Below are 20,799 nucleotides of genomic sequence, written 5' to 3'. Positions count from 1 at the left end.
AAGAACTACAAGGAGGGGCAGAAGGTTGCGGGATTTTCATCTGCAGGCTTTGGAAGCACGAGCTACAAGCTCGCGCTAGCGGCGGATTTTGTAGGATTCAGGCTTTTGTGCCGCTGCATTTGTCATCGTCTTCGGAGGGACAGGTTTCGACCTGTCCGCGCATCAGCCCATACTATGAAACTATAAACCCGGCTTCTGCAGATACCCCATAAATTGTTCAGTAACGATTACCTCTGCACGATTGGACAGGTCGCGACCTGTCCCTACGAGGGTGGTGCGGTTTTAAACCTGCTGGTAAAACATATCCTCGCTCCATTTGGATGGGTTATCTTCTATGTATGCCTTAATGTGCAAGTATGATTTCTCGTGACGGATAATGTGGTCATAAAATGAGCGCTGCCAGGCAAAATCAGTTAAACCTGCCGCTCTTATAAGTTTGGAAGATGTGGTTTTGTAAGCGCCCATCAACTCAGATAAAGGTTTAATCTTCACGCCTTCTGCTATACTTTCCTGGTTTATTTCAAGGATGCCGTGTATGTGGTTGGGCATCACCACAAAGGCATGTAAAACAATGTATGGATATTGATGGGCTAGCCACTCCCATTGCTGTTGTGCTATACTGCCATAGCTATTTAGCTGCATGGTATGGTTGGCAATTTTCCCGAAAACACACTGCTTCTCCTGCACGCAGCAGGTCACAAAATATAGCGCATCCAAGCTGTAGGCATATCCCGCCAGTCTGTTTTGCTTGCGTGTTGGCCTTGTTGTCATAGAGCAGCATACGTTTTATGACCTTGTAGGGACAGGTCGCGACCTGTCCAATCGTGCACAGGTATTCGTTGCCGGGAATTATGCATACCGCAAGTTTAGCGCAGCGCAACTTGTGGCTTTCTATAAGGCCAGTTTGCAACTGGCGAAAGTATAAGTTTGGATCTCGCCAGTTACAAACTGGCTACATACCCGACCACCAGTTACCGCTGTGCTCAAACTGGCGGTATATTTAGGTATGTTCACTTACTACACCTCCTTCAGCATATTCCGGATTTCCTGCGGGTCTTGTAGCAGGCGGAGTTCGTAGCGGAGGCGTTGCAGCTCGTAGCCCAGGCCGTCTTTTGCCTGCTTAAACTTCTGGTTCATTTGCTTGGGCGTGCCGCAGTAGTGTTCGTAAAAGGCGCCATCAGGGCCGAAAAGGAAATCATCAAGCTCGTCTTCTAACGTTTGTACCTGGTCTGAGAGCAGCTTGATGTAGTACTTTAGCTGATCGTCGGGGAGTTGGCCGAGGGCGTCTTGGTGCAGGTGCAGGAACTCCATCTGTAGCCGCAGCAGCTCGAAAAAATCATCGTTGTGGTAAGCCTGTGTTACCTGTTTCATGGCCTCTTCCTTCCAGGCGCGCTCAGTCTCGTTTTGTTCTTTGTCGGGATGGAGCTGTTTGGCTAGTTCGGTGTACACGCGGCGGCAGGCTTTGCCAATGTTGCTGAGCTCGGCCTTTGCCTTGTCTTCCTTGGCCTGCTGGGCTTTGGTCTTTCTGGATTTCTGGCGGTTCTGCTTTTCTTGCTCTCGTCGCTCTGCTTCCCTGTCCAGCTGGTCCTGTATGTTTTCAAAGTCATACGGCTCGTCTGGTTCCTCATCAAACCCAAACACGGTGCTAAAGATATCTTCGGCTACCTGCCGGGCATCCTCCTCAACCTGGGCTATACTTTCCTCAAACGAGCGCGGGGCATACTTGTCGTGCAGCGGCACCAAGTCCTGGCGGCCATACTTGTCAATCAGGTCGAATGCCATGCCCGCGATCAGGTCTGCCAGCTTTTCCTTCTCGCGTTTCCTGAAAAACGGCAGGGCATACGCCTCATCAAGAAGCTGCACAAGTATAACCTGCTGCTCAACAATCTGCGCGATCAGGGGCTTCAGTTCGTCATCCACACGCTTTTGCGCCAGGTTTATACTTTCTCGCTTTGCCGCCAGCTCCAATTTCAGCTTCTCTATTTGCTGCGTCTTTTTGTTGAACTGCTCCTGCAGCTTGCCAAGTTTTCCGCCTGCCTGTGCAGGTATCTGTGGCATAAATGACCGGGCGGGAGTGTTAGGGTTTTGCATACAATGTCGGGTTGTTAAGCACTATAAAGTATGGCGCAGGAAAGTATGAATTTAAGGATCATGACAACTACTGCTTGGTAAAATTACGCACGCACCTGCGAAATAAACGAATCCCATTGGGCAACCTCAGTTCTAGGTCTGGCATCTGGTAAATATAGCGCTTCTGGCCGAACAGTTTGTGCCCGTCTGTAGTGCTTTCACTTTCAAACTAAGCTTATAATAACGAAGAAGATCTGGTTGCTTTTTGCACTCTTAGTAATGTTCGGCGCAGCCCATGCGCAGCAAACCCAAATGATACAGGTCGGGGACCATGCCCTGGAAACCGTGCAGGGCGGCGAGGGAGAGTATACCGTGGTTTTCGAAGCGGGCTTCGGGTCTGATTATAAGGTGTGGGGAAAAGTGGCCTCCGAAATTGCAGTCGCAAACAAGGTGTTGCTCTACTCCAGGGCTGGTTGCGGCAACTCGGGCAAAAGCGCAAATCCGCAAACACTGGAGCAGGCCGTGCAGGATTTATCGATGCTCCTGGAAAAAGCTAACATAAACACGCCGCTCATCCTGGTGGGGCACTCCTACGGCGCATTCATTATCCGGCAGTATGCCGCCCTAAATAAAGACAAGGTAAAAGGAATGGTGTTTGTTGACCCGGCGCATGAAAGGCTGATGCAGGAGCTTAAAAAAGTTGACTACGCCAAAGCAATGAACGATGTAGCGCTACAGCGCAGCTTTATGCCGGAGCGTTTTAAGGAAGAGAACGAGCTGATAAACCAACTCTTTGAGAAGGCAGCACTGCCCGATGCAGGCCTGCTGCCAGAGGTGCCAGTGGCCGTGCTGACATCAGTGCAGCAGCACGCCAAGCCGGAGCTGTTTCTGCATGAGCCGCAGGGCGTGGAAGTATGGCGCAGGCTGCACAACGAGTTTTTTGCCCAATTTGCCAACGGAGCCCACATTTTAACCAGCAGAAGCGGGCACAACATACACAAAGAAGAGCCAGAGCTGGTAGTGAACGCCATACAGCAGGTGATCCAATCGGCCACAAAAGAGCGCCAGCGCCAGGCGTACCAGGCTAAGGTAACCGAGCTACAAAGCAAACTGCATACGGCGGCTGCTTACGTAAAGAAAGGGCAGCAGCAAAAGGCGGAAGAACTTGTTTTTGAGGCGCTCGCAGCAACAGGCTTCGATGAGAAAACAATTAACGCCATTGGCTACCAGCAGCTGGGCAACGCCACCGATATGCCCGTGGCTGTGCTCATCTTTAAGTATAACGCCATACAGTATGCCTCCTCCGCCAACGCTTATGATAGCTACGGCGAAGCCCTGATGAGTCACGGCAAGCTAAAATCGGCGAAAGCCCAATTCGAGAAAGCCATTGCCCTGGCCACGCTCAACAAGGATACAGCCACGCTTAAAAGCAGCGAGAACAACCTGGCTAAGCTAAAGCAGCAGCACAGCGCTAAAAAGTAGCAGTCATACTTAGGAGGAGGTGTTAGGGGAGGCTCCTCCTAAGTATGACTCTGTGGGCACGCCCTGCGGGTTGATGAACTGCACCTGCTGCCTTGGGTATACAGGTATGATCTTGTTAAGGTAATCTGCTTTGGCGAGCTCCTTTGTGATCCGGAAGGTAAGGGCGCTTTTCCATTTGCGGCGTTCGCGGGCACCTACCAGGTAGCGGATGGTAATATTGGTCCAGGAGTCTTCCATCGATAGAAAAACCTGTGGCTTATCAGGCACATCGTCATAAAGGCCTGCTTTTTTAAGTTGCTGTGCATACTTGCGGGCAGGGTCCACCATATAACTGCCCAGCAGGTCCTGCGCCAAGTTCTCCAGCACTTTCATCGAGAGCTCAACGTCAGACTCGTTGGCCACGGCAACAGCCAGTTCATCCCAGACATAAGGGAAATCGCCGGTAAGGTTGATGACCGTGCCCGTCAGGATCTCGTTGTTCGGGAAAGTAACCAGGCGGCCCGTGGGCTGCTCGGCCTGCACAAAACCCGGCTGGTAAGGCGCCCCGATTTCCCAAACTGTAGTGGTCAGGAAATCGATGCGGTATACATCCCCGAACACCTCGCCTACACGTACCCTATCGCCGACGCGGTAATAGCCCTGAAACGAGTTGAGGACCCAGCCGGTAAAGCTCTCGATCGGGGTTTGCAACGACCATGACAGCGCCAAACCAATCAAACCCAGTGAGCCAACCAAGGCCCGAATATCGCCGGCCACCACGCTAAGTGCCACGCCAATAGCCAAAAGCCACACCGCAATAGATACCAGTGAGATAATAGCACTGGAGCTGCTCCAGCGGCCAAGCGCGCGCCGCAAAAGTATTTTCAGGAGCCGCGCTATCAGCCAGGCAAGTATAAGCGTGCCAAGCGCAATCAGGATCTTGGGTAGGTTGTACAGGAAGCTGTCCCAGAGGTTCTGCAGTGCGCCAATGGCTTCATCCGCAGACTCCCGGGTGGAAAGAGGGGCCGTCACGGTGTCTGGTTCAGCGGTTGCCACTGCAGCCTCTTGCATTAAGGTGTCAGTGGTTAGGGTGTCGGTTTGTACACTTGCCTCGCTGGGAGCAAACATCAGCATCATAAAGCCGGTTATTGCCACCGCCAGCACCGTTGCCTGCCTGAAGTTCTTTAATCGGTTTTCTGCCCCCTTTACGGCACCCTCGCCGGAGATTCTTCTTTTGACTTTTCTGCGGGGAGAACTGGTTTGCTGCGATACGGACGTTCTGCGCCTGCTGCGGGTAGTATAATTTTGCTCGTGTGTTGCTTTTGAAGTGGAGGGTCTTCTGTAGGAAGCCATATACGTATGTCGGTTTTGCGCTTTAAACCCAAAGCGCGGTAGCTGGTTTTTATACCTACTGCTATACGCAGAAACCCATGGCTTGTGGTTACACAGGGTTATCTTGTTTCCTGGCGAAGCTGAGCTGCCGTTTGGCGGGCTTTTATGGCATAGTGGCTAAATTAAGTTTCAGGATATGAGGGAATTACTAACTTAGAGGGAAGGCAAAGTACCGGATAATAATCCAATGCTTTGCCGTATATCTATCTTAACCTTACAGTGAAAATTATGAAAAACACACGCATCTTAAGTATGGTAGCCGTGCTGCTGCTCGGTATATTAGTTAGCACCAGCGCAATGGCACAGAAACAAGACAAAGCTCAGCGCGCCAGTCCACCTGCCACAGCAACTGGTAAAATAGGTAATGCCACCCTCACCGTAAACTATAGCAGCCCTGCTGTTAAAGGCCGCGAAGTATGGGGCAAGCTAGTACCTTATGGCGAAGTATGGCGGGCAGGAGCCAACGAGGCCACAACCGTAACCACCGATAAAGATTTGATGGTGGAAGGCAAAGAACTGCCGGCCGGCACCTATAGCTTTTATGCCATACCCGGCGAAGACCAGTGGACCATTATTTTCAATAAAACGGCCGAGCAATGGGGCACGCAGTATAGCCAGGAGCAGGATGCCCTGCGCGTAACGGTAAAGCCCCGTAAGGCAGGAGCCATGCAGGAGCGCCTAAAGTATAACGTAACCGACGAAGGCATTATACTGCAGTGGGAGAACTTGGAAGTGCCCGTTTCTGTAGATTCTAAGGAATAGCATAGCCACACTTGGCTGCTAAGAGCGGCAGGCGCGAAATGCGTTTGCCGCTCTTCTTTTTGTGTTATGGCTCGGCTCCGCAAAAGTTTATTGGTCGGCCGAAACCCAGTTGCTAATCTTTGGTTTCTTGGGCGCTTTGGCTATTTTCAAGTTGTTGTTTACCAGCATGCTGTGTGCTGTCTGATGCTTTTTTTAATACTTATACTTGCAATCTTCAGCAGCAGAAGCAGCAACTCAGGAATAGGAATTTGCATAGGATATAGTTAAATTTCGGATATGCGCGCAGTTCTGAAAAAGCTGCCGTTTAAATATTTTACTACTTGCCATACATATTTCTCTATGGAAATTCTTTTCGATAACATGCCCAATCCCTTCGTGTACTTTGTGCCGATATTCGCCCTTCTGATCTTAGGCGAAGCGTACATTAGCTACCGCGAAGACAAGGAGCTATACAATTTCAGAGACTCGATAGCCAGCACATGGGTGGGGTTGGGCGCAGCACTGTTCAATACCCTTACCAAAGCCTACCAAATAGGCTTGTTCTTTGTGTTTTATAAGCTTTTTGAACCACTGCGCGTCACCTACCTTGGTTACGAGAACATGGGCTGGGCCTGGTGGGCCTGGGTGCTTTGCCTTGTTGGTGATGATTTTAACTTTTACTGGCACCACCGTTTTTGCCATACCGTGCGTATTTTCTGGGCGGCACACATCGTGCACCACTCCTCCGAGAAGTTTAACCTGGGCACTGCCTTCCGCAACGGCTGGACAATCTTCCTGTACAAGCCGTTCTACTGGATCTGGTTGCCCATACTGGGGTTTAACCCCGTAATGATTGCCCTGTGTATGTCATTCAACTCCATTTACCAGTTCTTCCTGCACTCCACACTGGTGCCTAAGATTCCTGTGTTTGGCCAAATTTTTAATACGCCCTGGGTGCATCAGGTGCACCATGCTTGCAACGTGGAGTACCTCGATCGTAACCATGGCGGCATACTTATTATCTGGGACCGAATGTTTGGCACGTACATGGATAAAGACAAATACCTCGAAACGAAATTCGGCGTATTGCACCCACCTGTAAAGCACGACCCAATTACCCTTAACTTTCATGAGTTTTCAGACATCTGGAAAGATGTAAAGCAATCCAGCACATGGCACGAGCGCCTGATGTATGTATTTGGCCCTCCGGGGTGGAGCCCTGACGGAAGCCGTAAGACCTCTAAGCAACTGCAAGCCGAGCTACAGGCTCAATACGTAGCGCAGCTGCAGCAAGCCGAAGTAAATGCGCCGAGGCAGAATACCCCGCAATTAATAGCCGAGTAGCTTTCACAATTAAATTTATAAGTGCCGCCCCCAAGTGCAGTTACGTCTATGCTTGGGGGCGGCCTTTTTATGTTCAGAAAGCCTGAGAGCTTATAAAGAAGAGCTATACTTTGCATGGCAACGGTAACTGTAAGAACTGGAATCATTGCTTAAAAAGTGGTAATGAGTTGCGTTATATAGGATGTTTTCTATTTTTACTTAGTCAGTTGTTGATTTACTTTTAAGGAGCCTTGTTAAGGCCGTAGTATGAGGCACTATTTACTCGTTTTGTTCAGTTTACTTGCAGGAGCAGCCTATGCGCAGCAAACGCCGATAGACAGCCTGCAGGCAGCGCTCGCCAAGGCAACCACGGATTCGGCGCGCGTGATGCTGCATTGCCAGCTAAACGAGCACTATTTTCTGTCTGACCCTCCGAAGGGGATTATTCACGGCCTGAAAGCTGAGAAACTGGCCGCGAAAATCAAGTTTAAGATAGGGCAGGCCAAAGCCCTGAACGCGCTGGGTATTTCCTACCTCATCATGGCCGATTATGGCAAGTCTCTGGAAAAGCACCTGCAGGCCCTGAAACTACGCGAAAGTATGCGCGACACGGCAGGTATGGTAGCTTCTTACATCAACCTAGGCAACGTATACTTTAAAACCCACGACCAAGGGCGCGCTTTAAAAAACTACTTAGCGGGCTCTGTGCTTGCCGAGAAGGTTAGTGACAAGCTTGGCCTCAGCCGGATTTATAATAACGTTGGAAGCTTCCACGAAAACAAAGGCGATTACAAGGAGGCGCTCAAGTATTTTTTAAAAGCGTCTAAACTGAAGGAAGAACTTGGCGATACCCGAGGGTGGGCCGTTACGCTGGAGCACATTGGCGTGGTGCACATGTTGCAGGGCAATGCCAGGAAAGCGCTGCCTTATCTTTTTCAGGCATTGCGGCTAAATGAGGAAGCACATAACAGCGTGAGCAACATTGGCACCAACCGTATGTTAGCAGAGGCTTACCTTAGCCTTAAAAACTACGAAGAAGCCATGCGCTATGCCCGGCAAAGTTACGAAGCGGCTCAAAGTATAAAATCGCACAACGAAATTACGGTATCGGCTGGGCTGGTTGAAACAATTGCAGAAACGCAGGGCGATTTTAAAACCGCTCATACTTACCTGCAGATAGTGGGGGCGCACTCCGACAGCATGTATAACGAACAGGCCGACAGAATCCGGGAGGAGATAACGGCTAAGTTCGAAACGGAGAAGAAGGAGTTGGAAAACCATCGGTTACGCGCCCTTTCCGAAAACCAAAGTGCGTTGCTGGAGCAGAAAAATCTGGTGCAGGGCTTAGGAATCATAGCTATTCTCCTGCTTAGCGTGTTAGTTATTGTTCTGTATCTGGGCTGGAAGCGCATGAAATCCCAGAATCTTCAACTTGGGAATCTATATGTACAAGTACAAAACCAGAACGCGGAAATTGGGCTGCAGAAAGACGCCATAGCCGGGCAAGCCACAGAGTTGCAGATTCAGAATACAAAGATGGAGCAGGCAAATGCTTTTAAAAGTAAAGTGCTGTCCATTATCTCCCATGACCTGCGCAGCCCTCTGGTTTCAATTAAGATGATGTTTAACCTGCACCAGCGCAAGCAGCCGGGAGAGGTTGATATGAAGCATATGTTCTGGTTACTGGAGAAAGAAGTGGATGTAGCCATGAACATGCTAAACAACCTGCTTGTGTGGGCTCAGGCGCAAATGGAAGGAGGCGAGATACACAGCGAGCCTGTAACACTGCATGAACTGGCCCATGAAAATCTGGCGTTGCTCGCCAGCCAGGCGCAGGGCAAGGACATAAGTTTGGTTAATAATGTGCCGGCATTTACACTGGTACAGGCCGATAAAGAGCGTCTTAACTTTGTGCTGCGCAACCTGCTTTCCAATGCCCTTAAATTTACTTACCCCGGCGGGCAGGTGCAGGTACTTGCTACACTGGAGCAGGACGAGGTGGTGCTTGCCATTCAGGATAGCGGCAAAGGCATCCCTGATAAATACATGAGCCTGCTTTTCACGAACCGCCGCTTCTCTACGGTAGGCACTTGCAACGAAAAAGGCACGGGCCTTGGCCTGCTGCTGTGCCAGGAGTTTGTTGAAAGTATAAACGGGCGCATATGGGTAAAAAGTAAAGAGGGGAGAGGAACCACCTTTTTTGTAGCCTTGCCCAAAGCCGAAGTAGGGCAGGTAATAGAAACGGTTTAGATATTATGAAACTATGAAACAAACCTACTTTCAGTACGACACCGGTAAATACTTTAGTGTGGCTGCGCGTGCCGGCAGTTGGATAGTTTCCGGGATAATGCTCGTGTACTTGCTCTCAGGAGCATGGATTGCGGTGCTGTTGCTCCCGCTAGGGCCGATAGCGCTACTGACCAAATACTTCTTAGCCTTCGACCTGGAGCAACAGGCATACCGAAGGTGTGCGGATAGGAGGAATAACCTTTGGAAAGAAGTTACCACTGCCGGGTTTTGAGTTCGCTTTCCTGAAGAAGAACACGTACAGCCAGACCTTTGAGTCCAAAGCCTCTATGTCTGTGGCGCACCGCGAGAAGTATGATGGCTACCTAAAGCTACGGAACGGCAAAAAACTGCACCTGCTACAGCATAGCCAAAAAGAGCCAGCCATGCAGCAAATGCAACAGGTAGCAAGCCAACTCCAAACCGAGTTCCGCGACCTTACAGAACAGAAGTACGTCTAGGGGTTCCCCACTTCCCATTTTTGCGCATTGATAATTCTTCTTTGTTATCCATAGCATAGTTTCGGTCTGCAAAACCTAAGGTTTTCTTCGGATAAGCCCAATAGCCTCTGCCCGCGCTTTTCACGAAGTATGGCAGGCAGCATTTCCGGCTCAGCCAATCCTGCCCACCCTTATGTGCGTAGGTGTATGTATGCGATGCAAGTATACTTTACCCCTGCTCTTACTTTTCCTTTGTTGCACGGCAGTGGCCTGTGCCCAGCAACCTAATGCACCTATGTACCTCGATGCTTATAAATGGAAAAACCGCCTAGTGCTGGTCTTTGTTCCAGATGAGGCTAATGCCGCCTATCTCTCTCAGAAAGAAATGTTATACGCAGAGAAGCCAAAGCTAAACGAGCGCGATATAGTGCTAATAGAGCTGGTTGGGGGCAATAAATTATACATAGACGGCAAGCTACAGCATGAAAAGCAAGCGAAAGCCATACAAGGCTGGTTTCAGGTTCCCCCGGATAGTTTTGCCATACTGCTACTGGGCAAAGACGGAACCGAAAAACTGCGCCGCAACCAACCCGTAGAGCCTGAAGAACTATTTGGCCTGATAGACCAGATGCCCATGCGCCGTCAGGAAATGAGAAACGATAAAAACTAAGTATAAAAAGACGAATAACGTGAGTGATAAAAGAAAGTACACCGCACTGATAACCGGTGCCTCCGGTGGGATTGGCCAAGAATTAGCAGCGCTGTTTGCCCGCGATGGGCACAATCTGGTATTAGTTGCCAGGTCGGAGGAGAAACTGCATAACCAAGCCCTGCACTATGCCATTACGTATGGCATCTACACCAAGGTAATTAGCCAAGACCTTAGCAAAGCCGATGGGCCCGCAAAGGTTTTTGAGGAGCTTAAGAAAGACGGCGTAGCGGTAGATGTGCTGGTAAACAATGCTGGTTTCGGTAACTTCGGCCCGTTCCGGGAAACTGCTTTGCAAAAAGAGCTGGATATGATGCAGCTTAACATGGTGTCTCTAACGCACTTATGCAAACTGTTTTTAGACCAACTGCCAAAAGGAAGCAACGGAAAGATCTTGAATGTATCGTCAACGGCTGCTTTTCCGCCTGGGCCGTACATGGCTGTTTACTATGCCTCAAAAGCGTATGTGCAAAGCTTCTCGGAAGCGCTTGCCGCCGAACTTGAGGACGATAGCATAACCGTGACAGCACTATGCCCCGGGCCTACCAAAACAGATTTTCAGGATGCTGCTAACTTGCATGAGTCCGGTTTGTTTAATAGCCAGCTTGTTGCCGATGCCAAGAGCGTGGCAAAAGCTGGCTACAATGGCATGCTGGCTGGTGAAGTAGTGGTTATCCCAGGCATTCAGAATAAACTTACAGCTTTCTCGGTACGGCTGCTGCCAAGGCATTTGGTGCGGCAAATGGTAAAGAAGATACAGGGAAAGCGGAGCTGAAGCGTAGTTTATACTTTACAAACACAAAGCCCAGGTTCTCTGATATAGCCTGGGCTTTGTGTTTTTAAACAGCGCATTCCATACTTGCCTCTAGTAAAGGTTAGCTTGCAGTTTATAAACTGCCGCAATGATACTTCTCGTTGCCACTAAGTGTAACTCCACGGCTAGCTTTGGCTAGGTTTTAGGTTAACTGAGGTTTCTGAGTGCTGCTAGTGATCAGCAATGGCTACGCTCATACCCTGCCTAAGCCACAGGCTTTTGAAGCGACATCAGCATGAGCATCGCAGTTCTTGCAGCATGCGGCAGTACAAGCTAGATACTAAAATAGAGGCCTTAACTGGCTAACGGAGTGCGTACTCTGTGATAATGCATTTATCTTTGCGGAGCTTGCGATAAAGCGCCCGTGCCAGGTAATTATTTAGCGTGTCGTAACCAGCCGAAACGCCCTGTACTAATGTATTGGCATACCATACAGGTTGTAGGCTTTTAGTATCTATTAGGTAGCTATGGAAATCTGCGTTTGGCTCTGTGTCTATGGTTGTGGCACTGGTATACTCAAAATTTACGGTTTGGGCAGAGTTTACGGTTGTCCAGTAACTGCGCTGGTTTACCAGTAAGATGCCATCCGCGCCAGTGTATTCAATTTGATCTAGGAAATCACTGTAGCTAACATCGGTGTTTAACTCAAATAAGTCCTCAGATTTGATGACGCGTGTTTGTGTCCCTTGCTGTGATAGGTTTCGCTCCAGGCTTTTCTCCAACTGTTTGCGATATTTCAGGTTTTCAAGGTTGTTAAATTTACCTCGCACATACTTATTATATGTAACGGAATCTAGCTTGCTAAAGTCTTGGTCTATATTTACTACCAACGTTACAATGCCGACATAGTACTTTTGAGACTTGTTGAGGTTAGCAGTGTTAGTGCTGGAAACAGCACAGCCAGAGAAAAGCAAGATGCTTAGCATCAGGCAAATAGAAAGAGAGGTTTTCATAGGGTATATTTATTTTAGTTGAACTCACACACCTAAAGCAGCTCCATTTCCAAATAACCAACCGGGCACAACTGCTGGAAAATATTCTAATCGTGCAATGTATAAAAAAAGGAGAAAGCATTGCTTTCTCCTTTAAGTTATTTTTATAATTATCTAAAGCGCCAATATTAATCGTGGCCAAGCTGTTTTACCAGCTTATTGTATATGCCCAGTAGCAGGAATGGTGCCGGCCACTGACCCACGAAAAGCGCTTCATCGTCTTTCTTCATTATTTTGAGCACTAGCGAGGCTCCAATTGAGCCAACGGCTGCCCATAAAAATACGTCGGATGGTATTTTAGCGGTTTGCTCTTCAATAGCGGTTGCTACTTTTCCTTCTTTCTTATCAGGGTTCATGCTGTCTACCTTGTTCTTCAAATCTTGTGCTTCCATAGTTTTATGCTTGTTTAATAATATGTTGTATTCCTGGTTAAAACGCTTAAACCAAAATATTGTTTGCAAAACTATGTAGAAACCCTCTGGTAAGGCAGCCTGCAACTGGCAGCATAAGTATAAGTTTGCTAAGGAGTGGCGCTATTTAAGTATGATGTTAAACTAGCTGGCAGGCTTACTTTTGAATTGATGCTCATACGTTTCAATCCATTGCTGGGGCGTGACTTTGGCAGCCAGCTCGCCGATGAGCGTTAATGGTAGATGCCCCGTTTTCTTAAACCGAATGCAGCTTTTCCCCATATCCAATTTAGTGGTAGCCTGCTTGGCATACTCCTGTTTAAACCAACCCAGAAGTGCTTCATCCGCATAAATACCCATGTGGTACACCGCGATGAAGTTTTTTTGGGAAGCTATGCTCATAAACGGTAACGGCTCTGCTGGCTTGCAATGGTAACCTGCAGGGTAGAGCGAATGCGGCACCACATAACCGATCATGCCGTAAGCCATCGTTTCCTCGAAACCGGCAGGCAAGTTCTCAAGTATGGTTTGCCTTAATTGCGCCATGGCCTGCTGGCGGTCTTCGGGTAACTCGGCAATGTACTGCTCGGGGGTGAGGGCTGTTGATTGCATCAGATAGCGGTTTAAGGTTATAGTTAATGGCAACTGCCTGAAGATACAAAACTATTTTTACCTACCATCAGACAGCACTGCTAAACTAAAACCGCTGGTTTCTGGAGATAACGTACGCCACCTGCAGCCCCGCCGCCGGATATGCCTGGCTATTATCGAAGTCAAAATCAGTGGCATAACCCAAGCCCAGATGGCCTTTAGTATCAATTGCTGCCCCAGTGGCCGCTGCATGCCCCAATGCACCTCGCTTAAAGTGTGCGATTCATAGGGTGTGCCGAGGCGTTCCAGTCATCCGTTTCAAAAATCCTGTTGGTGGTATACTTCGTCTGGAGTGCGATGTAATTGCCGGTATTATCTATGGTTGATTTGCCCTAATGCGCTCTAGTGGCTTGGTTGTACGTATACTTTACCTCGTACCGAAAATAAACAGCGGGCTTGTTGAGGATGAGCGTGCTACGGAAACCATTGGCATACGCCTCATCTTGGATGGAGTAGCCGCCACCCAAGCCAGCGCTCAGGCTTACAGACCATTTCTGGCTGAAAAGCACTTCATTGCCTAACCCAACGCCCTGAAGCCCGAGCTCTAGTTTAGTTATAAGCCCGACAAGTGGCTTTAGTTCCGGGGACTGCGTAACAGCCGCTGTGTTTGGGAGAAGTAGAGCTAAAAGAAGAATATTTGTTTTCGTATAGCATGCTGTTTGGTTTGTGGCGCGGAATTTTATTCAAAAGGAAGTAAATCTGGTTCCAGAAATGCAGTTTTGGCTGCTTCGGAGCTGAAAATGTCGATTCCGTAATGGCAATTCATCAGTTCTTTAAAGTTATACTTTAGCCTAGGGAGTGCTGCAACAAAATCTGCGAAATTGTCAGCATCGGATTTGCGCATAAAGTGATGCACGGCTTTGACAGCAGCCACTGTCAGGGTCATATTATACTTGCTCTCTGCGCCTACGTGCGCTACAAAATTCTGAAGCTGCGCCTGCACATTTTCTATCGCTTTGGTAATACCATACTTCCGGATGTGAATCCAGGCTAGCCGCAGGTGCGCTTCATGGCTGAAAATAGATGGTGGCAGCTGGCAGTGCTCAAACTGGCTCTCAAACGCTGCATCGGAAAGGGCAAGGTGCTTTTCCATGATTGTTGGGTATAGTGTACTTTACAAATGTAAAGATACAAGCTACAAGTATATTCTAAACCTTGACGGGCCTACTCATGCTCTTATGCGAATAACTTATCTGCATCACACAGGTTCTTCTATATATTGATATTTATGAATATGCTTTTATGGTATAGGTTACGGCTAACCATTAACGTAAGTAAATCGCTGTCTAACCTTATGCAATTGCAAATGTTAGTATAGCAAAAAGCACCAAGAAAGCACTTCCTCTGCATGCCCTGGCATTTCTGTAGTGGCGTTCAAGCAACTCGAATTCAGGAGAAAACACGTTGTTATAGCCTGCTATTACTTCTGGTGTGGTAAGTGCGAGGAAAACGGACTGCTGTTAACTAAACGCCGTGTAAGTTTTTGAAGCATCTATACCTTGTGAGTTAACAGCCTAAAGCAGACAGATTGATTTTAAACCATTTTATATAAGAGATAAACAATGAAGATACTGATAATAGGAGGCAATGGAACCATCGGTCAGAAGGTAACCAGCCACTTTGCTCCAAACCATGAAGTGCTTGTAGCCGGGCGAACAAGTGGCGATGTAACCGTGGATATAGCCGATACCAGCTCTATTGAGGCAATGTTTACCAAAACAGGCAAGCAGGATGCCATTATTAGCATTGCTGGAGAAGCCAGGTGGGCTGAATTTAATGAGCTATCGGAAGATGATTATTATATTGGCCTGAAGAGCAAGCTAATGGGGCAGGTTAACCTTGTACGCATTGGGCAGTATTACCTTAACCCTAAAGGGTCAATAACGCTTTCTACAGGTATATTAGCCGACGACCCAGTGGTTAAAACGGCAAGTGCAGCCATGGTAAACGGCGGTATTCATAGTTTTGTGCAGGCTGTTGCGCTAGAGATAGAAAACGGCATTCGGGTGAATGCGGTATCCTTAGGGATGGTGGAAGATGCGTATGAAAAGTATAAAGACTACTTCCCGGGCCACAACCCTATCCCGATGCAGAAAGCGGTTAATGCCTACATTAGAAGCGTGATAGGTAAGGCTAACGGAGAGGTGATCAGGATATACAGTTAAAAGGTTAAATTCCCAAAGCATCAGTAAATCGAGCCTGAAACATGAAGAGCATCAGCCCAAAGTATACATACTAACGGTTGATGCTCTTTTGTGCAAAATTGTATAGCCAAGCTACTTGCCCGTGTAGCAGCTTTGGTCCATTTTCTCCATCTTCTCTACCGGGAAGCCTTTCTCCTGGGCCAGTTGCAGCAGGCGGTTATAGGTTTGGGGGTTTAGCTGTGGTGAGCGGGCAAGTATCCAAAGGCTTTCGCGGTCCGGGGAGCCAACAAGCACATAGCTATAGGCCTCATCAAGCGCCAGAATCCAGTAATCGCCACGGAATGGCCAGAAGAATTGCACGCGCAGTTTACTATTGTTGCTGCCCTCCACCGGAAAGCCCTTGCCCTGCACCTCTTTTAGTTTTCCGTTAGGGCCACCCTTGCGGCACACGTTATGCACCTCCACATAGCCATCCGGGTTTATTTTATATTCCGCGAACACACAGTGGCACCCTTTCTCATAGCGTTGCGGCAGCGCTGCAATCTCATACCAACGGCCTTCGTACTTGTTCAAGTCCACGCTTCCCACGGTTTGGAGAGGCGCGTAGCTGCGGTTGCAACTGTTAAGTATAAACGCGCCGGCCAGTAAGGCCCCGGCGCCAAGCCATAGTTTCGTGTTTTTATTCATGCTCAGGTATGTTAGTACCTACTGCAGCGGCTTGCCCATGCTGTAATGTTGGATGGTGCCGAACAGCAGGTAGGTTTTTTCATGTACTTCATACCCGTTGCGGCGGTAAAAGTTTACGGCATTGTCGCGGGCTTGCAGCATTATGCGTGTTGCGCCTAAATTGCGCGCGCGCTCCTCTAAGTAAGCCAGCAATTGGTCTCCGAGGCATTTGCCCTGCTGGTCGGCCCGGATGCCCATAAAGCGCAGCTGTCCCTCTTGGGGTGTGTTCAGATGCAGGCGGCACACGCCAATGGCCTCGCCGGCCTCGTTTACCAGCATGGCATGTATGGCGGAGGCGTCGTCGTCTACGCGCTCGCTGCCTTCGGGCTGGCCCCAGGGTGCGCGCAGTGTTTGGTAACGCAAGCGGTAATACTGTTCAAACTGCTCTGGGGTGGCGGGTTCTATAATATGCATGGAGTTGATCGTTGGTTGATAATTGTTAATTGCTGCATGATTAAACGGTTGTATGCTTTCTGCTGCATGTATTATTGATGGCTCGTTAGGTGACTAGTTGCTCTGTTTCGTGTAGCAGCCAAGTATGGAAACTCCGGGTTGTAAAGAGAGCCAGCCTCTAACAATGTAACCGTGTAGCAATTTAACCACGCAGCGGTGCAAGAATCAACAATTAAAAATAACTTTGTCGTATCAACACATGTAAAATCAATTTTTAAAGCATAAGAAAAACTATGGCATCTTTTGACATTGTAAGTAAAGTAGACCCACAAACCATGGACAACGCCGTGAACGTGGCGCGTAAGGAAATCATGAACCGCTACGACTTCCGCGACACCAAAGGCAGCCTGGACTATGATAAGAAAAACAACGTCGTAAACATCACGATGGAAAACGAAATGCGCGTGCAGCATACCGAAGACGTGCTGATCGGTAAAATGGTGAAGCAGGGCCTGGATGCTACCGCCCTCGATTTCTCCAAAGAGGCGTACCAGTCTGGGGCGATGCTCAAGAAAGATATCAAGGTGAAGGCCGGCATTGAGAAGGACACGTCCAAGATCATCATGAAAATAATTAAGGACAGCAAGCTGAAAGTATCGGCGGCCATGATGGATGAGATGATCCGGGTGACGGCCAAAAAGATAGACGACCTGCAGGGCGTAATTGCATTGCTGCGCGGTAAATCCGAAGAAATAGGCATGCCGCTGCAGTTCGTGAACATGAAAAGCTAAAACCTAATTGTTGAATTGCTGCATTGTTGAAGGTCAGGTCTTCAAGCACTATGCAACAACTGCGTGCCGGCTGCGCTGCCATTTAACAATTTAACCATCAAACAATTTATCTTAAATCCGTATGGAGATTTTCGCTAACCCAGATACATGGATCAGCCTGCTGACGCTGACCTTTATGGAAGTGGTGCTCGGCATCGACAACATTGTGTTTATCTCGATTGTGGTGGGCCGCCTGCCGCACGAGCAGCAAAGCAAAGGCCGCACCATTGGGTTGGCACTGGCATTGATTTTCCGTGTTATCCTGCTGCTGTTCATCTCCTGGATTGTGGGGGCCAGCGCGCCGCTGTTCAGTATAAACCTGCCCTTTACCGAAGCCGATTTCCCGGTATCGTGGCGCGATATCATACTTTTTGCCGGAGGCTTGTTTCTGCTGGCTAAAAGCACCACCGAGATCCATAACAAGCTAGAGGGCGAGGAAGAGGAGGAGGGCGCGGGAAAAGTATACGCTACGCTAAGCCGAACCTTAGTGCAGATCGTGCTCATCGATATCGTTTTCTCCTTCGACTCCATACTTACGGCAGTAGGTTTGGCGCAGGAGGTAAGCGTTATGATCATTGCGGTTATACTTGCCATGGGCATCATGCTGATATTCGCCAAGTATGTCAGCGATTTCGTGAACCAGCACCCAACCGTGAAAATGCTGGCGCTGTCCTTTCTTATACTTATCGGGTTTATGCTAGTGGTAGAGTCGTTGCACCAGCACATCCCGAAGGGCTATATCTATTTTGCCATGTTCTTCTCGCTGCTTGTAGAGATGCTGAACCTGCGGCTGCGCAAGAAAACGAAACCCGTGCACCTACGCCAAAACGAAGTACTGGACCCCGAAAAGGAAAAGGTCGTATAATACATTACTGGAATCTCTGAAAAAGGGGCGGCGCCTGCTATAGGTGCCGCCCCTTTTTTGTGCCCTGTTTATACTTCGGCCTAAAAGCGTTACATTAGGGTAGGGATAGATACAGACACAACCTCGCGCTCATGCAAAACCGAAACCGGGTACTTGCCGCATTCATACTTCTGGCCATTACAGGGCTGGCTCTCCTGAGTTTATACTTGCTGTCGCCGCCTAAGCCTGTGCCAGCAACTGCCAGTGCTACTGTTTTTTCTGCGGAGCGGGCCATGCAGCACGTGCACCAAATGGCACAAGAGCCGCATGCCATGGGCACCGCAGCGCATGCCAGGGTGAGGGAGTACCTGCTCGGGGAGATGCAGCAGTTGGGCCTGCAGCCGCAAGTGCAGGAAGCCACTGTGGTTAACAGCCGTAATGGCATGGCGAGCGTGGGGCATGTCTATAACTTGCTGGGCCGGTTACCAGGCACCACTCCCGATAGCAGCGCAATTTTACTAGTGGCCCACTACGACTCTCAGCCTAACGCCCGCGGCGCCGGCGATGATGCAGCCGGAGTAGCAGCTATCCTGGAAACTATCCGAGCGCTTAAAACTATAGCCCCGTTACGGCACGATATCATTGTGTTGCTGACCGATGGCGAGGAGTATGGCCTGTATGGCGCGCGGGCTTTTCTAAAACACCCATGGGCAAAAGAAGTGGCACTGGTCCTGAACCTGGAGGCGCGCGGAAACAGCGGACCAAGTATGACGTTTGAGCTAAGCCCTTACAATGGCTGGCTCGCCGACCAGTACGCGCAGGCGGCGCCGTATCCATTCATCAGCTCGCTGGCTTACGAGGTGTACAAGCGCATGCCCAACGATACCGATTTTACGGTGTTTAAAGAAGCAGGCTACAGTGGCCTGAACTCCGCTTTCATTGATGGCCTGGTGCACTACCACAAAACCACCGACGCTCCCGAAAACCTGGATACAGGCAGCTTACAGCAACACGGCAGCAACTTGCTTGCGCTGGTAAAGCGTTTCGACAGCTCCGAGTTCACGCAAACCAAGGCACCCGATAGGGTTTTCTTTAACGCAGCAGGCAACTGGGTGGTGAGCTATGGTAGCAACCTAAACATAGTATGGGTAGCGCTGACAACCTTGCTTCTGGTTGCAACATGCCTTCTTGGCATACGCAAACGGGTCTTCTCGGTGCGACAGGCTTTGTTGGGCTTGCTGGCTTTTTTAGTATTGGTTGTGGTGGTAGCGCTCCTGTTTATCCCGATTAACAATTTGGTTTTGGACTTATTACCTGTGCTTAACCCACACCTTGGCCTACACGCTACTCATACTTTCTTTGTGGCATACTTGCTGCTAGCGCTGGGGCTTTCCCTGTTGCTGCTACAGGTTGCACTGCGCTGGGTAAATCCCTTGTCCATTTTTATGGGCGCAATTATACTTTTATACTTTCTGATGCTGGGGTTATACCTGCTGCTGCCGCTAGCTGCGTACCTGCTGTTATTCCCGGTGCTGTTTGCGTTGGCAGGTGCATTCGTTATGTTCCTGCTGGAGCTAAACAAGCAGCAAGGCTGGAAGTATGCATTAGTACTATTAGCGGCTGCTGACCCAGCAATATTTATCGTGTTCCCGGTGGTGCAGATCGTGTTTTTAGCCTTCGGGATGAGTATGCCGCTTGGTACGGTGGTGTTGTTCCTGTTGTTGGTTGGGCTGCTGTTGCCGTTGCTTCTGTTTGCCCTGCAGTGTTATACTTTCGGTAAGGTGCCGGCGCTGCCACTTGCTGCCTTGCTTGTAGGAATAGTGTTTCTGATGCTGGCTATCAACAACCAAACGCCAACCCCGGAACGGCCGCTTCGCAGCCATGTTTCCTATTACCTTAATGCTGACACTGGCCAAGCTTTCTGGGCATCAGCCTATACTTTACCTGACATGTGGAACAAGCAGTTTTTCAATGAGCCAGTAGTAGAGCCGCTCAAGGAGGTGTATCCGCATGCAGGCATTTCATACTTGAAAAGCAAAGCAGAGGCTGTTAATTTGCCAGCACCCGTAGCCGAGGTGTTGCAGGATACGGTTATAAGAGCGGAGCGCATACTTCGGTTGCGGCTGACATCGCAGCGCGGGGCGGCACACATGGAACTTGTGTTGCAACCAGAACCTGCCAGTGCCTTGCTGCAGGCATCGGTGGCCGGAGAGCCTTTGCAACTGGAGCCTATCACCATAGAAACCGGCGAAGTATACTTTATGCGCCTGCACGGTCTGCCGGTCAGTAAAACAGTGGATCTGGAGCTACACCTTACACCCAAAAAACCGCTCACTGTTTACCTCTACGACCAGGTGATTGGCTTGCCTGCGCAACTTGTAAAGCAAGCCAAACCGGCACATGTTATAGCAGAGTCAGGCCGCGACAGCAACCTAACGGTTGTCCAGAAAAGTTATACTTTCTGAGGCCTTATTTAGTAGTCTGAGGAGGGTGAATTATACTTTGAGGTGAAGTTTATGATTAGCTCAACCTAAGTATACTGATGCATAGTATAGGTTAAAAAGATCTATACT

23 protein-coding genes are annotated in these 20,799 nt (G+C 49.2%); 13 read left to right on the top strand and 10 right to left on the bottom strand.

The window, feature by feature from the left end; translation table 11 throughout:
• Positions 1–282: 282 nt before the first annotated feature.
• Positions 283–771 carry a transposase gene (locus D1627_RS09520; protein ID WP_119432024.1) on the bottom strand — a complete coding sequence of 163 codons (489 nt, stop codon included), beginning with the start codon at positions 769–771 and terminating at the stop codon, positions 283–285.
• A gap of 246 nt (positions 772–1,017) precedes the next feature.
• Positions 1,018–2,091, bottom strand: coding sequence for a J domain-containing protein (locus D1627_RS09515; RefSeq protein ID WP_119432023.1), 1,074 nt, complete (start codon positions 2,089–2,091; stop codon positions 1,018–1,020).
• Positions 2,092–2,349: 258 nt separating this feature from the next.
• Between D1627_RS09515 and D1627_RS09510 the strand changes: the two genes are divergently transcribed.
• On the top strand, positions 2,350–3,552 hold the full coding sequence (locus tag D1627_RS09510) for an alpha/beta fold hydrolase (RefSeq protein ID WP_119432022.1): 1,203 nt from the start codon (positions 2,350–2,352) through the stop codon (positions 3,550–3,552).
• 9 nt (positions 3,553–3,561) lie between these two features.
• Here the strand turns inward: D1627_RS09510 and D1627_RS09505 are convergent, their stop codons facing one another.
• Positions 3,562–4,884 carry a mechanosensitive ion channel family protein gene (locus tag D1627_RS09505; protein WP_119432021.1) on the bottom strand — a complete coding sequence of 441 codons (1,323 nt, stop codon included), beginning with the start codon at positions 4,882–4,884 and terminating at the stop codon, positions 3,562–3,564.
• 267 nt (positions 4,885–5,151) lie between these two features.
• On the opposite strand from D1627_RS09505, the gene D1627_RS09500 reads away from it, so the two are divergent.
• The 7 genes from D1627_RS09500 (at position 5,152) to D1627_RS09475 (ending at position 11,197) form a co-directional block, all read left to right on the top strand.
• Complete coding sequence (locus tag D1627_RS09500) at positions 5,152–5,685, top strand: DUF2911 domain-containing protein (RefSeq protein WP_119432020.1); 534 nt, start codon at positions 5,152–5,154, stop codon at positions 5,683–5,685.
• A gap of 339 nt (positions 5,686–6,024) precedes the next feature.
• Complete coding sequence (locus D1627_RS09495) at positions 6,025–7,008, top strand: sterol desaturase family protein (RefSeq protein ID WP_119432515.1); 984 nt, start codon at positions 6,025–6,027, stop codon at positions 7,006–7,008.
• A 246-nt stretch (positions 7,009–7,254) separates the two neighbouring features.
• Complete coding sequence (locus D1627_RS09490; RefSeq protein ID WP_119432019.1) at positions 7,255–9,237, top strand: tetratricopeptide repeat-containing sensor histidine kinase; 1,983 nt, start codon at positions 7,255–7,257, stop codon at positions 9,235–9,237.
• 13 nt (positions 9,238–9,250) lie between these two features.
• Complete coding sequence (locus D1627_RS09485; RefSeq protein WP_119432018.1) at positions 9,251–9,508, top strand: hypothetical protein; 258 nt, start codon at positions 9,251–9,253, stop codon at positions 9,506–9,508.
• Positions 9,456–9,734 (top strand): hypothetical protein, encoded by a 279-nt coding sequence (locus D1627_RS18285; RefSeq protein WP_147383263.1) that lies wholly within the window; start codon positions 9,456–9,458, stop codon positions 9,732–9,734. Before D1627_RS09485 ends, D1627_RS18285 begins: the two co-directional genes overlap by 53 nt.
• A 274-nt stretch (positions 9,735–10,008) precedes the next feature.
• Positions 10,009–10,383, top strand: coding sequence for a DUF4174 domain-containing protein (locus D1627_RS09480; protein ID WP_158607166.1), 375 nt, complete (start codon positions 10,009–10,011; stop codon positions 10,381–10,383).
• Between the two features lie 19 nt (positions 10,384–10,402).
• The gene (locus D1627_RS09475) at positions 10,403–11,197 is read left to right on the top strand and encodes an SDR family NAD(P)-dependent oxidoreductase (protein ID WP_119432016.1); all 795 of its coding nucleotides are present in this window, start codon (positions 10,403–10,405) and stop codon (positions 11,195–11,197) included.
• Between the two features lie 341 nt (positions 11,198–11,538).
• On the opposite strand, the gene D1627_RS09470 is transcribed toward D1627_RS09475, so the two are convergent.
• The 4 genes from D1627_RS09470 to D1627_RS18335 all read right to left on the bottom strand — a co-directional run bounded on the left by D1627_RS09470 (position 11,539) and on the right by D1627_RS18335 (position 13,488).
• Positions 11,539–12,189 (bottom strand): hypothetical protein, encoded by a 651-nt coding sequence (locus tag D1627_RS09470; protein ID WP_119432015.1) that lies wholly within the window; start codon positions 12,187–12,189, stop codon positions 11,539–11,541.
• 167 nt (positions 12,190–12,356) lie between these two features.
• Positions 12,357–12,620 carry a hypothetical protein gene (locus D1627_RS09465; RefSeq protein WP_119432514.1) on the bottom strand — a complete coding sequence of 88 codons (264 nt, stop codon included), beginning with the start codon at positions 12,618–12,620 and terminating at the stop codon, positions 12,357–12,359.
• A gap of 162 nt (positions 12,621–12,782) precedes the next feature.
• The gene (locus tag D1627_RS09460; RefSeq protein ID WP_119432014.1) at positions 12,783–13,250 is read right to left on the bottom strand and encodes a DUF1801 domain-containing protein; all 468 of its coding nucleotides are present in this window, start codon (positions 13,248–13,250) and stop codon (positions 12,783–12,785) included.
• A gap of 85 nt (positions 13,251–13,335) precedes the next feature.
• The gene (locus D1627_RS18335; RefSeq protein ID WP_158607165.1) at positions 13,336–13,488 is read right to left on the bottom strand and encodes a hypothetical protein; all 153 of its coding nucleotides are present in this window, start codon (positions 13,486–13,488) and stop codon (positions 13,336–13,338) included.
• 136 nt (positions 13,489–13,624) lie between these two features.
• Between D1627_RS18335 and D1627_RS09455 the strand changes: the two genes are divergently transcribed.
• Positions 13,625–13,810, top strand: a complete 186-nt coding sequence (locus D1627_RS09455; RefSeq protein WP_119432013.1) for a hypothetical protein — start codon at positions 13,625–13,627, stop codon at positions 13,808–13,810.
• 158 nt (positions 13,811–13,968) lie between these two features.
• On the opposite strand, the gene D1627_RS09450 is transcribed toward D1627_RS09455, so the two are convergent.
• Complete coding sequence (locus D1627_RS09450; RefSeq protein WP_119432012.1) at positions 13,969–14,382, bottom strand: hypothetical protein; 414 nt, start codon at positions 14,380–14,382, stop codon at positions 13,969–13,971.
• 469 nt (positions 14,383–14,851) lie between these two features.
• On the opposite strand from D1627_RS09450, the gene D1627_RS09445 reads away from it, so the two are divergent.
• Entirely contained in the window at positions 14,852–15,454 is a 603-nt protein-coding gene (locus tag D1627_RS09445) for a short chain dehydrogenase (protein WP_119432011.1), read from the top strand.
• 111 nt (positions 15,455–15,565) lie between these two features.
• Here the strand turns inward: D1627_RS09445 and D1627_RS09440 are convergent, their stop codons facing one another.
• Both D1627_RS09440 and D1627_RS09435 read right to left on the bottom strand, forming a co-directional pair.
• Positions 15,566–16,120 carry a lipocalin family protein gene (locus D1627_RS09440; protein ID WP_119432010.1) on the bottom strand — a complete coding sequence of 185 codons (555 nt, stop codon included), beginning with the start codon at positions 16,118–16,120 and terminating at the stop codon, positions 15,566–15,568.
• Between the two features lie 18 nt (positions 16,121–16,138).
• Positions 16,139–16,573 carry a GNAT family N-acetyltransferase gene (locus tag D1627_RS09435; protein WP_119432009.1) on the bottom strand — a complete coding sequence of 145 codons (435 nt, stop codon included), beginning with the start codon at positions 16,571–16,573 and terminating at the stop codon, positions 16,139–16,141.
• A 272-nt stretch (positions 16,574–16,845) separates the two neighbouring features.
• Here D1627_RS09435 and D1627_RS09430 point away from each other — a divergent pair, with 272 nt between their 5' ends.
• The 3 genes from D1627_RS09430 to D1627_RS09420 all read left to right on the top strand — a co-directional run bounded on the left by D1627_RS09430 (position 16,846) and on the right by D1627_RS09420 (position 20,691).
• Positions 16,846–17,343, top strand: coding sequence for a YajQ family cyclic di-GMP-binding protein (locus D1627_RS09430; protein WP_119432008.1), 498 nt, complete (start codon positions 16,846–16,848; stop codon positions 17,341–17,343).
• A 121-nt stretch (positions 17,344–17,464) separates the two neighbouring features.
• Positions 17,465–18,247, top strand: a complete 783-nt coding sequence (locus D1627_RS09425) for a TerC family protein (protein ID WP_119432007.1) — start codon at positions 17,465–17,467, stop codon at positions 18,245–18,247.
• 131 nt (positions 18,248–18,378) lie between these two features.
• The gene (locus tag D1627_RS09420) at positions 18,379–20,691 is read left to right on the top strand and encodes a M20/M25/M40 family metallo-hydrolase (RefSeq protein ID WP_119432006.1); all 2,313 of its coding nucleotides are present in this window, start codon (positions 18,379–18,381) and stop codon (positions 20,689–20,691) included.
• Positions 20,692–20,799 lie beyond the last annotated feature (108 nt).

Origin of the sequence: Pontibacter oryzae, assembly GCF_003576375.1 — a bacterium.
Classification (GTDB): Bacteria; Bacteroidota; Bacteroidia; order Cytophagales; family Hymenobacteraceae; genus Pontibacter; species Pontibacter oryzae.
The sequence above is the reverse complement of the archived record's forward strand: the minus strand, read 5'-3'. Positions and strand labels throughout refer to the sequence as shown.